This window comes from Endozoicomonas sp. ALC020 (genome assembly GCF_049275935.1).
Taxonomy (GTDB): Bacteria; Pseudomonadota; Gammaproteobacteria; order Pseudomonadales; family Endozoicomonadaceae; genus Endozoicomonas_A.
Genome location: NZ_CP184830.1, coordinates 5,827,075 through 5,842,609, shown reverse-complemented (window position 1 = coordinate 5,842,609; position 15,535 = coordinate 5,827,075). Strand labels below are relative to the sequence as shown.

The window sequence follows — 15,535 nt, the reverse complement described above, 5'->3', positions numbered from 1 at the left end:
GCCCCTGTTTGATATAGCGTTTAACCTGTTGCACAGCATCTCGTGCAGACTTTCCTGGTCTTTAGCCAAAGCTGCTGTTGGAGATCCGGGGTCAAAGATCGGGGTCAACACCTGCACTATGGCCTGTTATATAACCCTGTCCTGAACCGTTGGAATGCCCAGCAACCGTTCTCCTCCATCGGGCTTCTCAATAACAACCTGAAGAACCGGAGATGGCCTATATGTTCCATCCAGTATGGCTTGGCGCACGTCAGTGCACAAAGCTTCCGCGTCCTGCATCCATGCAGACGACCGCCGCATTTACCGTATCTCTCAAACCAGAAGGCTTTTTGACCTTTGGCTCACTTGCCCACGAGAGTCGGCCTTGTATGCGATTTCTGGGGGACGCCCAGTCTACGTCGGCTCGCACCTATGCAGCCTAGACTGCCTCCGCACAATCCCTCGCGGGATTGCACTTGCCTTAAGCTAGTGGTTATCATCGGTTGGCTTATTAGGCGCAAGATCCGATGCTGGTTTACTCACAGGGGACTTTCACTCCATAAGTTTATGCCCATGCCGGGCGTACCAAGTGGTTCCAGGTGACGCCTACGGCGCAGCTGAACCAAGCGTTAGGCACTTCAATCAATATGCTCAACTGACATAAAATCAGCTTTATTTAAAGCTAAGCTTTTTTTCATGTTGGTACATTCAGAGTTTTGTGTAATACTGCCATCTTTAAAGGTAAGCCCGCTGAGACTGGGTGTTTCTCTGAGCGCAGACATCGAATATAAAAATTGTTTTTTATGAAGAGCAACGTCAGTCGTATCTACATTATGCCTTATTAAAACTTTCCCTAAGAAATCAGAAAGCTTTGCTCTATTTACTTTGATATGGCAGTGCCAACCGTCTAACTTGTGATTTTTACTAGTAGGATTTTCTGGCTTATGTAACTCTGCTTTATGGTCTGGATGATAACTAAAAATCATACTTCCACTATCATAACCCAATGCATTTTGACATTCTCCAAAGCTAAAAAAAATTTTACCTGGAGGATAATATATTGTTAATACATCTTGCTGAGCAGCCTCTCTTTCCGTTAGCTTTACAGCTGAAATGAAAGCTTGGCTTTTAGGAAAATAAGTAAAGCTCAGCGATGTACTGGTTATAGATTTACTAGCAAATTTACCTGACGAAAGGTTTTCTTGGTTTGATGCGTCTTGCGGACTTGGTTGTAATAAGTTTACCTGATCTATTCCTTGCACTTTATCCTCCTTAATAATCAATTTAATTACTAATCTGACAATGCTGCTGCCAAGTAGTTCTACCAATACAAACATGTGTGTTAGCAATACTAACTATTCGAGACCAGTGCATAAATCGGGTAAGGACTGGTCTTTCTCCGTAACCTTGAATGTCTTTTCCAGGTGAGGCTTGAGGCCATATGCATGCCATATCCGGCGAACACTTCTCTCACTGATACCGCTAACAGCAGCCATAGTTCGGGTGCTCCAGTGAGTGGCATTTTCCGGAAGGGTGTTTGTGGTCAGACTCACAATCTCAGCAGCATCAATCTGCTTTTTACGGCCACTGCGAGCTCGATCCTGTTCAATCCCGGAGAAGCCTTCCTGGGCATATCGGTCACGCCAGCGGCTGACCTGATGACGACCGATCTTCAGTATTTGCGCAATCTCAAGATTGCTTTTTCCTTCTGCAGCGAGAAGAACAATCTGAGCACGGCGGGCCAGGCGAACAGGGCAAGTATTTGACGAAGTAATCTTTCTGAGTCGTACTTCTTCAGAAGCATCAAGTATTATCTCTGTGGCAACTCGCATAGTAAAAACAGGCAGTGGTTGGAATAACATCCATAGTAGACCGTTAGGAGTCTTTATGTATTTTTAATTAGGTCGCACTACACTAGTTCCGACAGCTTCATGCCGTCGTACTTTCCGTCATAAACTTTCATGTGGCAGTCACGACAGACCGGTATTTGCTTCCGGTTGATTTGCGCCATTACCTTGCTAAAGCCTTTGGCTTCCTGACCCATCTTGCGGGTATGCCGGACATGATGCATCTCAATATCATCGGGTTTACCGCAAATTGCACAGTGACACCCCAGCTTGCTCCTTGTTCGCTGGTTTATTCGCTTCAGGTACAATTTCTCAGGATCAAGACCTTTGCCGCTGACATTAAATGCTTTTTGGTTCACCTTCAGGGACAGGTTATTGCCGTATCCATTAAAATTAACCTGTCGTATACCATCTTTAGTTGTCTTCAAGGCTGTAATCTTACCGTTGCCTTTCTTCAAAACTTGCCGGGTTGAACAGCGCCTGCTGCTCGCTAATGTATGCATCAGTGATCTTTGAAGCGTGTATACCATCCAGCTCATTTTTGACCTGTTGGCAGCGAAAGAGTAATAGTTTAGAACTTCTCCCAAGACCGAGTTGTAGTACATGACTATTTCCCATTCCTGTCTCGGGATTAAATCTCTACGCGCTTTTCCCTTAAAAGACCCTTTCTTAGCAAATCCATCCTCAACCAGTTTGCCCATCAGCTCCATGATCGGAGCTTCGAGCCTTATGGTGCCCGCACCAGTACGTGCAAGTGTTGCCCGTTTCGCATGGCCACTTTTATGTTTGGAAGTGTGCCCCTTGGGATCGGATTTAATATACGTCCCAAGAAATTTCACTTTTGCCTTGTCGGGTCTGGCGATCATGGCGGATGAAACAACCCTACAAGTGCTGAAAGAACCAGGGCGAGAGGCGGCCAGCAAGTCGTATATGTGGCTATATCGCAATGGTGCTTACAGTAAACCCATTGTCATCTACGAATACCAGCAGGGGCGTGGATCTGAACATTTTAGCTGACTATCAGGGGACTCTGCACTGCGATGGCTACGCCATAGAACAGAGAGTGCGGGACAAAACACCGGATGAGCGACGCCTGGCGAGGCAAAACGACGCCGGTCCGGTGATGGACAAAATCAAGGTTTGGCTGGAAAAACAGGCGCTGAATGTCACCCCCAAAAGCAAGCTGGGTGAGGCGATTCGCTAAATGCAGAACCAGTGGACGTACCTTGTTCGCTAACTGGACAATGGTCTTGTGGGCATTGACAACAACGCATCAGAACGGGCGATCAAACCCTTCGTGATGGGGCACAAAGGCTGGCTATTCTCAGACAGTATTGCTGGTGCACGCAGCAGTGCGGTTCTGTACACACTGGTGTATGCACAAGCCTGTCAGTCTGCTGTTTCTAGAGATCCTCATGACCTGTGATCAGCTAAAGCGGGTTGGTCGTGAGATGTTTGCTATTGATGGTCGTAAAATGTCGTCCAATGCCCGCAAGGAATGGAGTGGGACACATAACATAAGGAACTGCCCAGTAAACAGAAAAAGCTCGAGCAGATGATCGCCCATCTGATGAAAAAGCATCAGAAGCACGACGTTCAGGAAGCACAGAACGAGCAGTATCGTGAGGGCGATGAGAAGCGTATTCAGACTCTGCGTATGGTAGCAATCTCCTTTTTCTACAGATTCGTTATGCTTTTATGAAGGAAATTGAAAATGCAAAAATATGTGTCAAACTGCCTATGTATTTCTCGCTCTTTGTGATGGTGAGATGATGTTCTTGGAACCTAGCAGCCTGTCGGACTTAAGACTGTTCTACTGCGGTTGCAATAAATTGGTCTAAAAATCTCTGTTTCTTCGTCAAATAGCTCGCTATTCTCCTCAGAAACAGAGATTTTTATCCTCAATTTCTTGCAATCCTCGCTACGGACGCTTAAGTCCGACAGGCTCCTAGGCTATTGAGGTGAAGTATGAAGGTTCGGAGTATTAATGAATGTCGGCTTGTGCAATCTATTGCAATCTCTCTTTTTTCCTGTTCAGTGTGTATGGCTAATCCTGTTCCAACATTGAGTGACAAAAATGGAACTGAACCGACGGTTGATATTGAGTCATTTTCCCGGCTAGTGGATGATAAAAGTGCTGACGACGTGCTGGAGTTAGCCAAGAAATATAATGTCCCCATTTATGAGGGGGAAATATTACTTGATGAGGTGACAGGCAATATTTCATTAGAGACCAAACCATATGATATGAGTCTTGACTCACATGATGATAAAGCAAATGAAACGCGAGGGTTAGATAGAGAAAGAAGATCTATCGATAGTACTGATAGCAATAATGGGGATTGTCATCTTGAAGATCTTGAATTCGATGTGTCGAAATTTGATATTTTGAAGGGTGATATCAGCGAATTCTGGAGCGCAAAAAGAATAAACATCAAGCAGGCTGTTGGCAGTTGCTCTAATATAGATTCCATGAGAAAGGCCAGGCAGCACACTATCGCCAAGCAAAAATTATACGAGCAAAACCACCTTGTACAGCCAGCAAGGTGCGTACCAATCAGTTTTAAAAAACGAGCCTTCGTAGTCAAGAATAGCCAGGGACATTTATCTATTGTGGAATTGAGAAAATTTATCGCAACTGAAGCTGGGTGTCGTTAGAAAAAGAACGTATATTAAACGCATTTTTCGGACAAGGTGTTACAAAAAAATCCAGTTGACGTCAACGGCACATATAGTTTTGTGCGTGTGTGCCGGGCATAGCGCTTAACTTGAGACATGAAAGTCCTCTTACCAGTTATTGGCAGAGTCGAAGGTTAGCGAAAGGGCACGGGCGTTGTCGTGTTGAGTGAGTTTGAGACCTTTTTTATCGGTCAGGTGAAACCTGTGAACCGGAATGCTACGGCTTTCATATCGCAGCCACAGGTTCTGCAGGCGTGTTTGGGTCGGATGACGGGTTACAGAGGTTCCAGCATGACTTTCAAGATCAGCTGAATCAGGTAAGTCTGCCTCTCCCGACAGTACAGGAATCCGTAGTCACGGGCTCGTCTCAACCCTCTGGGCAGAACATGTTGTAAAACCAGCCAGATAAAGTCTTCTCCTTTTATGGTTCGCTGCTCCATTGCACCGGTTTTACTGTTCCGGTAGATGAAAGTCACTTGTCCGTCATCATGACCTGTAATCTGCCGGTCAGTGAGAACGTCCCGGTAGAGATCTCTGGACAAGTATTACAAAGCAGGTTCGCCTTTTCCGACGTGCTGACAATTCACCACCCAGAGTTCGGGCGATGACTTTTTGAGCGTTGGTATCAGTAAACCCGCTTCTTTCGGGGCTTTCAACAATCGTCCCCGGAAGACTCTGGCCAGGTTGTTACTGTTGAACAGGTATTTACCCTTGAGCTTTCGCCATTCACGACGGCGGGTATTAATACCACCATCCGGAACTACAAAGTGCACATGAGGGTGATATCACGGCACTGGTAGGCAAGTGCATTTCTCATGGCTCTTTGGGGTAACGAGCGATTCATCGGCTTTTGTGCCAGGTGTTTTTCTGCTTTATCCCGGTCTTGTGGAAACACCCAACGTGGATTTCGGTGGGTTTTCCAATGGGTTCTCAGGGCCCCGAGTGCTTGGGTTGGCAGTGGGACCTAACGATCTTTACCGCCTTTGCGCTGTCTTAAATGAACACTCATTCTGTCTGAGTCAACATCGTTGACAGTGAGGCTCAATGCCTCTCCTAACCTCAGTCCCGAACTGTAAGTAACGAGAATAAAGTTTTTGAATATTGGAGTCCCGGCAGTCGCCTGACTGAGAGAGGCTTGAAGATATCAATGAATTTCCACGGTTTGTTGATCACATGTCCATAGTAGAACTGGATACCGTTGCGATCTGTTTTTAATATACTCCATGAGTGGCTTTCGATCAGATCCGCAAAATAGGTTTTAAGGTCATCCGTGTTGAGTGCATCGAGGCAGCAGTTAAAATAGCTGGCAAGACGTCTAACGGGCGGCTGTAGAGATCAATGGTGGGCTTGCTTTTGCTTTGTAGTTTGAGTGCGGTCAGGTGTTTTTGGTAAAGTTCTTCGAACTGTTTTTTTCGATTGAATTCATGTTTGGTATTCCTGTTATTCAGACACATCAGAATTGATGTGGTATCAGGAATTATTAGGCAATATTGTAAGTTTTTTTTCCGTGTAGCGGCTTGGTTCAACAACAGGCTCAACTGGGACGTACATATTGTGCGCCCGTCAGTTTTTCGGTTTTGCGCTGCCAGCAATCAGTTAAAGCCAGTTAGACGGGTAGGTTTTGGTCTATGATTATTTTCTTATTAATCACTTGAATGATGACTTAAAAGTGAAAAAGTTACTAAAGACAGTATGTTTATTCTATTGTTTCTCAGACTGTGCCTGCTCACAGACTGGAAAAGGTTTCATTGATGTTTTTTCAAACTCTTCAATTGTTCCAAATATTTTAAAATATTTAAGCTTTCAAGGCATTTCTTCATTTCGAACTGCGGTTGGTTGTGACTCATCTCTTTTGGGTTTGTCTGAATTAATACAAAGCTCGGGTCTACATGTAATAAGAACTATAAGTCGAAATAGGTGGCTGAATTACGCGTATTCTTCCTATTTAAGTGAAGATGGGGATTGGGAAGTGCGTGGAACACCTCAAGCAGGAATGCTGGAGTATTCTACAGACAGGGAGTTTGAAATTAAAAAAGTGATTTCATATTCAGAAGGTGAAAGAGATGAAGCTCCATGGGTCATGTTTGGGGAACTACATGATGGCTCAGTATTTTACTTTATTGCTAGCTGTGATTATACTGGTTTTGATTGCCAAGGAAGTGGAGTGATAACGTATGCGCCAAGTTGGGTCAACTTACTCAATAATCTTAGCCCTCGCGCACTAAATTACCTGATTAGCAATTTAAATACATCTGATGAGTTTATTGTCCTCCTTCTAAAAAACAAAGACTGCCCTGAAATACTTATACGTCTTTTTATTCAGGCACTTAATCAAAAAACGTAATAATTCATTCAAGTACGATCATGCGCATAAAAAATTTCCAGCAGACTACGCCTGCGGCGGAGCAGTTGAAAATGACGTGTGTGCCGAGCATGGCACTTAACTTGGGAGGTGAAAGTCCTCTGACCAGGTATTCGTAGAGCCGAAGGTTGGCGAAAGGGCATGGGCGTTGTCGTGAGGCGGGTTCTACGCGACCGGTCTACGCGACCGGTCTACGCGACCCGGTCTACGCGACCCGGTCTACGCGACCCGGTCTACGCGACCCGGTCTACGCGACCCGGTCTACGCGACCCGGTCTACGCGACCCGGTCTACGCGACCCGGTCTAAAGGAAGCTCGATGCAATACTCAAAGATGTCTCTTATTTTAAACAGGTCAGAGTAGCTTTTAGCTCAGTAGAATGGCCTAATGATCAAGATTTCAGCAAGGATACTCTTTATCTTCTCGGCGTTTCAGTGAGTTCAGCTCAAAGAAAACATTGACAACGCACCTTAAAAGAGAATCCGGCGGCGCTAGATGCACCGCCGCTTATAGGCTAGGCGTTAGATGCTCAAACCGAGCAAGGAGACTGGTATGAAAATCGAAGAAAAGGGAGTTATACCTGATTCAATTTTTTGGGTAGGAATTGGTAATATTTCGATATACTTGATCATATATTTTCTCGGGTGCTTAAATTCTGGATGGACATGTTCTGGTGATAGCATGGGCGGAATAATGATGGTTTACGCATTGACCATTTTTATTCCTCAGTTTCTACTGTTTATTTTCTTAACAATCTACTTTATTCGTAAATTAACTTGTATATTCAGAAAAGAAGAAAATGAACGACCAAGTAGAAGAGACTGGAGAAAGTTCATAATCTATTCTTCGTTATCAATGTTTGCTTATTTTATAGGGTGATTATTACTCCATATCTTAAACATAAAGTTTCAACAAAACCATGAGTTTGCGAATAGATATTATTCATAATTTTTATTAAACATTTCAAGAGCAGATCTAGCAAAATCGCCGTAAACCCTCGTCCAATCGAGGGTGTCGTAAAAGCCAAAATTCAAATACAGTAAAGCTCTCTCCTTTGCAAAGTATGAGGCTTTACTGAGTTTCTTTTCCGACTGACCCATTTTCTATCAAGTAACCAATATTTTTCAAAAAGCCAACAGAGAAGCTTGTTTAGCCACAAAATAGCGTAAATAACGGCTTTTACAGCCCTGCTCAGGTTGTAAGCCAGCAGATGCAAGCCAAACACCAATTTAACGTTCTCAAGCCCACTGCGACGGAAGCGACTTAACCCCTGTATCTCAAGAAAATCCATGGTTATGGCGGCGGAAAGTTGCTACAACGAATGGAGAAGATCAAAAAAGAAACGCTGAAACGACTTTGGTCGGTATTTATGTGAACAGCTTGCCCCGCCAGAGGCGCCTGCAGTGTTCTGAACGGTTCTCAGGCTGCTAATAAGCCAGAATGGAAAAATACAAATTAACCGCGAATCTGAAGATCAGTACTCGCTAATAACAGTAACCGCAGGTTTACGGCTTTGTTTTTGGGTTTTTCTAAAGGCTCGTTAGCTGTTCTCTCCACATCTCAAAATACGACATAATTGAGACAAACTAGAAATATTGAGTTAGAATATCTCAATATCACACTTTTTTGAGATATATTATGTTCAAGCCACCACCACCTGAAGGCCTAAATCCAAATGTATTTGAGGAAATCTCCCAATATAGTCCAGAGAAATTTGGAGATTATCTTAGTTATTACAAGCCCTTAGATGGAAAAGGTTGCTATTTACCCTTTGATGAATTCCGATATCGAGTAAAGAAAGGCTTAGATGTAGCTATTGCATGGTCCTTAACAAAACTGTCTAGAAACAGCCAGTATGTAAACTTGCTGCCTGTAGGTGAACCAACCGGACTATGTAGCCTAATACTTACGCCATCGATTCAAAAAACGATCTCACACACTGATCGGAACGCAACTACAGCTGCACTAGAGTGGATGAGTAGCAAAATTGGGGAAGAGCAACATTTTGAATATCTTCTAAATGATCTCATTGAAGATGAAGCAATTAGTAGTAGCCAGTTGGAAGGGGCAGCTACAACGACTCTTGTAGCAAAAGACATGCTCAAGAGAAAGAGAAAACCAAGAACATCAGATGAAAAAATGATTCTTGGAAACTATAAAATGATGAGATTTGCATGGGACAATAGAGATGAGCCTCTGACTATTGATTTGATATGTGACATGCACAGGATTGGTGTCAGTGACATTGATGATGATAAATATACGCCAGGTGTATTTAGACAAACTGATGATGTTGTCGTTGTAGATAGTGATGGTGAAACCGTCCATACACCGCCTTCTCATAAAGGGATAAAGAAACGGTTTAAACTTTTATGCGACTGGATAAATCAATGTCATGATGATGAGGATAGCTCAGACTACCTCCATCCACTAGTCAAGGCAATTTCATTGCACTTTTCGATTGGTTTTGAGCATCCATTTCGAGATGGAAACGGAAGAGTTGCCCGATCATTATTTTATTGGTTCATGTTCAAAAATGATTATGCAGCATTCAGATATATTGCAATAAGTGTTTTACTAAGAGCTGCTCCTGTAAAATATGGAATGTCATATTTATATACTGAGACGGATGATATGGACTTAACATATTTTATCGAATATCAGTGTGGAATTATTCATAAAGCAATAAATAATTTCAAAGAAGCATATAAAAAAGCATTAGATGATATTGAAAGTTTCAATCAATGGATTTGGTCTTCAGGACTTTATAAAAAGCTATCAGAAAAACAGAGGGTTGTGTTTCAGGTGGCAAAGAGTGGTACAGCAAGTGTCTTCACAGCATCTAGTGTAAGAGACAATCTTGGTTGCTCGTATAATACTGCTTCAACTGTACTAAACGGACTAGTTGATCTAAATATTTTTGAAAAAAAGAAACACGGTAGAGAGTGGCTTTTCTACATGATGGATAAAAATTCTATTCAGAAAAAATGGAGAACGCAGCTAACAAAAAAAACCAGGTGACACCTACGGCATACCAGATTTTAGTGTGTGTGCCGAGCATGGCACTTAACTTGAGAGGTGAAGTCCTCTTACCAGGTATTCGCTGCCAAAGGTTAGCGAAAGGGCAAGGGCGTTGTCGCGAGGCAGGGTCTGCGCGACCCGACCTGCGCGACCCGATCTGCGCGACCCGATCTGAACAAAGCTCAACGCAAAATCGCGGGACGACGAACAGCAACCCAATATGAGATGTGACGTATTCGCGGCCAGTGGGCACGTGATCATTAACCGCTCCATCTGCAATCTTTTGTTCATTTTTGATGGGTGGTTACTGGGAAATCTATACTTCGATCTTTCATGGGCATTACAACAATGATGAAACCGGTCGTTTAGCCTACGATCCAACCATGCTTTTAAAGGTGGTGTTGTTCGCCTATTCCCGATCCTCTCGCTCCATTTCATCCAATGTTTCCTGAAGCCAGCGTTTAGAACGATCATTAATATCTTCCTCGGAGAGAGCCGAATCTGTCTTCCTGATAGAATTACCAATAATTGTAATTGCTTCTTGCTCTGGTTGAGGACGTAATTCTGAAGGTACTCTGTTCCTATGGAGAGACTCGATGTGTTCTGTTAATAACAAATCTTCATTTGTGACTACAAGACAGTCACCAGGTTGTGCAAAAATTTTATACGTAACTGCTAGAAGTAATAGAACTATACCTTTAGTAATCATTTCAATATTCAGCTTTAAATAGTACGTTTTGTTCGGACAGTATAGGCATAATAGCTGTTAGCAGGCAGGTGTATGATAGTTTTTCCGCTTTGTCAGTAGTTAAGTAATGTACCAAAAAAAGTGCCGATAATCAGTTCGATCAAAACCTGTTCGGAGTATCTTTTAGCGGTAGATGCCTGCTGGTTTTGAGCCAGTCTCCAATGATTCTTTAGTGTAATCTTGTGTCTGTCAGCGTTGGTTCCCAGTTTTTATAAGTACTTGGTCTGGTGCTCTATTACACTTTAGAGTAGTGTCATTATTGGTGTTGCCTGAAGGGTGTTAACTCCGTTTTGAATGACCTTCACCCACTGATTTGAGATGACCCGCTTTCTGTCGTGTTTTTGAGCTCGACTTAACAGTTAAGTTCAGGATCATTCTTTATCCGATTATTTATTTCGGTTGAGCCATTCAAAAGTGCAGTCTGTATGCTCCATAAATTAATGACCTTTATAGGTCGGCATTGATTTTAAATCAGGAAAGATGAGTTCGCATATTTAATAAGAGGGATGTAGAGATAGCAGTTGTGCTTATCTTATTTTTCTAACGGTTTCTCAGGTTTCATCCGGATACCCATACTCTGAGCAATAAAGATGGATATAATCTGAAATAGCCTCTATTTGTTCGTAATTTTCAAAAAAAGGGTTGGTCAGAACCTGTGACACATAAAGCTGAACGACTGGGTAAAGCTCAATGCAATCTTGAATTAAACGAGCTAAGTAAACGTTGTTGAACCAAACTAGCTCAAGAAATACTAGAATCGCCTGCTCCACAGTTGCTCCTTTTTTTACTTATTAAGTTTTATGTAGCTAAAGGATTTACGAATTTATTTTTTATAATGCAACAATAGCATAAAGAGTTTAAAGAGCAATGGCACCTTTAGGGATGAATGCAACCAGCCACTAATAAAAATCAAAATCAGTATGCCGGTTTCTTAAATCGTTAGCTTTTAGTTCAGGGACTAACTTTTCTGGCAAGCACATTTTTCGCCAAAATCCTTTGTGGCTTTAGTTTGATTTTGTCCAAATTTAGACAAACTCTAAGCCTTTGGCACATGGTTTTAATTTTAACTCTTTTCTTTGCTCAGTAGTGAATGGCCATATGGTTAATGGAGAAAGAAATTTCACCATTTCTGCATGATAGCTTTCACTCTTGCCGCTGCCTTGTGGGGGAATTTGTTCACATTCGCCATGTAATGGGCTTTCCCCATCTTGGAGTGCCAGGGAACTCCGCCAGCAAACTTGTGTGGTACGGATCACCGCAAACAGTCTACATGTGTCCTTGCTGTCTCTGCATACCACCTGATAAGCCGTTAAGGTGTTGGCGATATTCTTCAGAATAACGAGGCACGATACCTGCCTACTGCCTACTGTTGACTTCTGGACATGGCCTGATCGATGTGACACTACATCACCCGCCCGAGGTGAATAAAAACATGCAAGGCAGGGTAAAAAAATGTCCGGAAAATCCTTGCCACATCAAGTTTTTCAGACAGGCACTGAATAGATGGGAATAAATAAAGCATTTTCAAATTTAAGGTCTATTGTTATGCCTCGTTGATAAGATCTTTAGGCAAATCCAATCATGAAAACAGTAAAACTTCTGACTATGATTCGCTTGTTTATGTTATTCATTCTGGCTGTGACTTTTCCTCTTGTTGGTCACAGTGCTGCTTTTTCCAACCTGTTGAGCTGGACAGCTTGTATGAGTTCCTCCAAAGCCATTGAAAAAAGGAGTGAGACATTGGAGGGGATTAGCAAACTGTCGTTTATAGGGCACAGTCCGCCGCTTCATCTCACTTATGATAGCAAGTCAAATGTCGAGATCGATAAAACAATTTCTGAACTGGATAATAATCAGCTTTATATCATTTTGAATGGCCTACCAAATGACCGGTTTGTTTTTTGTTTCAGGACACCTCCAGTATTCTCGTCGGAGAATATTCCTTCTCCTCCGGTAATTACAAAGTCTTTAACGGATAAGGGTTTGCCCGATATACAAGACGTGAGATTGAGACTGTTGGCATCGACACCAGGTACTGGTCGCTGGCAGTATGAGTACACGGCCCGATGGCGTTTGCCCGCAGGTAATCACTCGCTGGTTCTGGCCGTTGAAAATAATGGTAATGAATGGCTTATAGAACCGGAATGTAGTGGTATTCTTTCAGAACTCACCCGTTCTCCGTCGCCTTTGAGAAGCAATACTTTCGATGGCAAAAAAGCATCATTTGTTGATATTTTTTATCGTAATAAACAGGCTGTAAGAAATGAGCCTGTCAGTTCTGACGACAATAGCCGTACCAGTGGGCCTTTAGCAATATCTGCAGCACCTGATACTATCGATAACAGCGAATCATTCACAAGGTCTGGTGGTGGCGGTTTTGGTGGTGATGATTTAGACGATTTATTCAAGAAAAGGCCGGGAAATGGGTTAACGCCTCTTTACTCTTTTGAATGGATGAGTGACCTGGTCAGCAGAATAATCCTTGTACCTGTCCCTGACGCTGATGGCGAAACCTTAAAAAAACAGATTTGGGATACCCGGATTCTTCTCAAAATCAAACAGGGTTGGAATGAGCAGGCGATTATTATTTCGCAGGAACTCTGGCGTAAAATAAAGGGTGCAAATTTTGAAAGGAGTACGGGACTTTTTCTGGCATTGTCCAGAAATCCCGATAATCCGGAAGTTGCATTCGATCACTACCTGAGCAGTAACCCGGCACAACCCTTACAGGCAGAAGACTATCGTCGCTATACGCAGCAAGATTTTATTTTAAGTCCCAAACAATTGCTTAGTGTGTCTGTTTTTCCGGGCCATTGCCCCACTGGGATCGGTTGCTCTGGAGGAACCGGTCAGGTTGAAAAGGAAATGGCAGACCTTGGCGCGAAACCTCCCGGCTATAGCCAATCTCAAAGAGACGATGATCGGCACCATCAAGGAAGCCAAGGTAGAAGAGGGAGTGGGGGAGATGATGGATCCGGTAGATCACCAAGCAGTGGACTATGCAAAAATTGCAATAAGCCTGTTGTTGCCTTCAATAAATGCCGTGAATGCCTGAATCGTGAATCTAATTTATTTGAGCAGGTAGCTAATAAAGAGCTCTCCTCTTCAACAGATCAAAATAGCGAAATGCCACTGTCTGAAGCAAAAGATTTTAATGCTTTAGCAATTGATGTATTTCAGTGGTTTCAAACTTTGAGATCAAATGAAAAGGAGGCAATACATTATTTTCACCATAATGACTACTATAATCTACCAGAGCTTTATAAGCTTTTATCTCATCGCTTTTATTTAGACAAGAATAATCTAAGTAAATTTCATTCAAAATGGGTTGAATTTACAAAAGGAAATCTGGCACTTTACTCCCTTATTTCAGAAGTCGGTGAATTGGCTAAATCCCAGGGAGTCGATGATTATGTTGAGGTGATGAGAATTATACAAGCGCTCGCATTAAAAAGGGATGTATATGAGAACGAAATTTCTTTAACACTATTCAGAAGCAAATTGATAAACTATCTAGCGAGCAATAATCTTTTGGTATCTGATGAATCGGATCAAATTTCTTATTCAAGATTGCATTGCCATAAGAAAGCAGAATTGATTAATTTTATTTATCAGTTATTTAAATTGACTGTTCCCTTGGTAAAAGAAGAAACTGTACCATTGGGATATGAAGTAATGGTAATGTTAAATAGCTTTGCCAGAGAGATTTATGCTGAGTTTTTTTTTGGTCTTCCGGATGTTGATGATGACGGTTTATTCGACGTTATTATGTGGGGTTATGCAAATCACAATCAATATTCTTTTCTAACTCCAAACAACAGGGATGATTTTCTTGAGGTTAACAGTCATCAATCACTTCAAAATCTGGCATTGTTTGTTTCTGCTGATGGATCATCAAATGCTGAAGAAGTTAGCACTATGTTTACGGCTTTGGCTATTGTAAAATCAATGTTTTCAGAACGTTTGACAAAAGTTTTTCCGGAGCATGCTCTTTTAATAAAAGGTATTCCCTATAAGCAACTTGATTTTTTAAGGACTTTTACTTCTAAAGCCAGAGAGCAGCTTTTTGAAGTGCTAAAACTTAGTGGGGAAGAAAAAAAAGATGAATTCATACGTAGTATGCTTTTGATCTTTGGTATGGTTCCAAAAGAACTATCTGATGAATTGTCTAAAGAATCGGATTCCGAACTTTATCCATTATCGCAAGTTGCTTCTCACGCAGTAGCACATCCTCAGCATCTGTCATCAAAAATAAGAATACCGCAGTCTGTAAGTTTGGACTTTGCTTTACCACAAGGGGTACTCCAGAATATTGGATTTAAGCTTGACGAAGATTGGGAAAATTTTGCCAAAAGCTCTTTCCTTAGTAATGCTGATGTAAGAAAGATTGATGCTGATAACGAGAGAGTTGAAGATAAGGCAATGGCAATGCTAGAACTATGGCAACAATTGAAAGTCCGAATTACCTTTGTAGATTTACTGATTGTTCTTGAAAACATCGGACGAGATGATCTTGTAGACGATATAATGGAACTTTATGCTCTTTGAAATCATTAACTTTTTTATCGAAAGTCGTCTCAATTCAGTGATTTTGGAGCATTTTATGGCAGCGGTAAAACAACAGTGGGCATCAACAGTCGGGACAGCCAATTTTGGTATTTTCATGTAACCATGTGATCTGTTTCTGAGGTGTTTCATAAAATTTAGTGCACCGCGAAAAACCACGTCCCATGGACGTGGTCATGAATTGTTGGCTCTGCCTGCAATGAACGGAGCTACCCATGCTACAGCGAGGCATAAGGCTCATGCCCATTGATTTTGGCAGTTTTGGGACAGAGTGACGCGGTCGTTTATAGTAGCCCGACTGTGCAATTCAATAGTGTTTCTGAGAAATATCAGA

The 15,535-nt window shown here is 42.3% G+C and carries 13 protein-coding genes and 3 pseudogenes; 7 read left to right on the top strand and 9 right to left on the bottom strand.

Annotation, left to right across the window (positions count from 1 at the left end; genetic code table 11):
• Positions 1-126: 126 nt before the first annotated feature.
• The 4 genes from ACOJUO_RS21440 to ACOJUO_RS21425 all read right to left on the bottom strand — a co-directional run bounded on the left by ACOJUO_RS21440 (position 127) and on the right by ACOJUO_RS21425 (position 2,692).
• The gene (locus ACOJUO_RS21440; protein WP_422133947.1) at positions 127-300 is read right to left on the bottom strand and encodes a hypothetical protein; all 174 of its coding nucleotides are present in this window, start codon (positions 298-300) and stop codon (positions 127-129) included.
• A gap of 317 nt (positions 301-617) precedes the next feature.
• A complete protein-coding gene (locus tag ACOJUO_RS21435) occupies positions 618-1,241 on the bottom strand; it encodes a hypothetical protein (protein ID WP_422138099.1) in 624 nt (207 codons plus the stop codon).
• A gap of 93 nt (positions 1,242-1,334) precedes the next feature.
• Entirely contained in the window at positions 1,335-1,841 is a 507-nt protein-coding gene (locus ACOJUO_RS21430) for a helix-turn-helix domain-containing protein (protein WP_422138098.1), read from the bottom strand.
• Positions 1,842-1,888: 47 nt separating this feature from the next.
• Positions 1,889-2,692: a group II intron reverse transcriptase/maturase gene (locus ACOJUO_RS21425; protein WP_422138097.1), complete on the bottom strand. Its 804-nt coding sequence runs from the start codon at positions 2,690-2,692 to the stop codon at positions 1,889-1,891.
• Between ACOJUO_RS21425 and ACOJUO_RS21420 the strand changes: the two genes are divergently transcribed.
• The 3 genes and pseudogenes from ACOJUO_RS21420 (at position 2,691) to ACOJUO_RS21410 (ending at position 4,484) form a co-directional block, all read left to right on the top strand.
• Positions 2,691-2,843, top strand: a complete 153-nt coding sequence (locus ACOJUO_RS21420) for an IS66 family transposase (RefSeq protein WP_422133943.1) — start codon at positions 2,691-2,693, stop codon at positions 2,841-2,843. The genes ACOJUO_RS21425 and ACOJUO_RS21420 overlap by 2 nt on opposite strands.
• Positions 2,773-3,252 (top strand): annotated as a pseudogene (locus ACOJUO_RS21415) (IS66 family transposase). The gene ACOJUO_RS21420 and the pseudogene ACOJUO_RS21415 overlap by 71 nt, the downstream one beginning before the upstream one ends.
• Positions 3,253-3,827: 575 nt before the next feature.
• Positions 3,828-4,484, top strand: a complete 657-nt coding sequence (locus tag ACOJUO_RS21410; RefSeq protein WP_422138096.1) for a hypothetical protein — start codon at positions 3,828-3,830, stop codon at positions 4,482-4,484.
• Between the two features lie 212 nt (positions 4,485-4,696).
• Here the strand turns inward: ACOJUO_RS21410 and ACOJUO_RS21405 are convergent.
• From ACOJUO_RS21405 to ACOJUO_RS21395, 3 genes and pseudogenes are all read right to left on the bottom strand, one after another.
• Positions 4,697-5,290, bottom strand: a pseudogene (locus ACOJUO_RS21405) (IS91 family transposase); the annotation flags it as partial.
• 179 nt (positions 5,291-5,469) lie between these two features.
• Entirely contained in the window at positions 5,470-5,592 is a 123-nt protein-coding gene (locus tag ACOJUO_RS21400; RefSeq protein WP_422140085.1) for a tyrosine-type recombinase/integrase, read from the bottom strand.
• A pseudogene (locus ACOJUO_RS21395) lies at positions 5,565-5,813 on the bottom strand (hypothetical protein); the annotation flags it as partial. The gene ACOJUO_RS21400 and the pseudogene ACOJUO_RS21395, both read right to left, overlap by 28 nt.
• A 313-nt stretch (positions 5,814-6,126) precedes the next feature.
• Here ACOJUO_RS21395 and ACOJUO_RS21390 point away from each other — a divergent pair.
• From ACOJUO_RS21390 to ACOJUO_RS21380, 3 genes are all read left to right on the top strand, one after another.
• The gene (locus tag ACOJUO_RS21390) at positions 6,127-6,849 is read left to right on the top strand and encodes a hypothetical protein (protein ID WP_422133941.1); all 723 of its coding nucleotides are present in this window, start codon (positions 6,127-6,129) and stop codon (positions 6,847-6,849) included.
• 569 nt (positions 6,850-7,418) lie between these two features.
• A complete protein-coding gene (locus ACOJUO_RS21385) occupies positions 7,419-7,745 on the top strand; it encodes a hypothetical protein (RefSeq protein WP_422138095.1) in 327 nt (108 codons plus the stop codon).
• Positions 7,746-8,504: 759 nt separating this feature from the next.
• Positions 8,505-9,887, top strand: a complete 1,383-nt coding sequence (locus ACOJUO_RS21380) for a Fic family protein (protein ID WP_422138094.1) — start codon at positions 8,505-8,507, stop codon at positions 9,885-9,887.
• A 409-nt stretch (positions 9,888-10,296) separates the two neighbouring features.
• On the opposite strand, the gene ACOJUO_RS21375 is transcribed toward ACOJUO_RS21380, so the two are convergent.
• Together ACOJUO_RS21375 and ACOJUO_RS21370 are read right to left on the bottom strand one after the other, a co-directional pair.
• Positions 10,297-10,596 carry a hypothetical protein gene (locus ACOJUO_RS21375; RefSeq protein WP_422138093.1) on the bottom strand — a complete coding sequence of 100 codons (300 nt, stop codon included), beginning with the start codon at positions 10,594-10,596 and terminating at the stop codon, positions 10,297-10,299.
• Between the two features lie 590 nt (positions 10,597-11,186).
• Complete coding sequence (locus tag ACOJUO_RS21370; protein ID WP_422133938.1) at positions 11,187-11,405, bottom strand: hypothetical protein; 219 nt, start codon at positions 11,403-11,405, stop codon at positions 11,187-11,189.
• 811 nt (positions 11,406-12,216) lie between these two features.
• On the opposite strand from ACOJUO_RS21370, the gene ACOJUO_RS21365 reads away from it, so the two are divergent.
• Positions 12,217-15,183: a death domain-containing protein gene (locus ACOJUO_RS21365; RefSeq protein WP_422138092.1), complete on the top strand. Its 2,967-nt coding sequence runs from the start codon at positions 12,217-12,219 to the stop codon at positions 15,181-15,183.
• Positions 15,184-15,535: the final 352 nt, after the last annotated feature.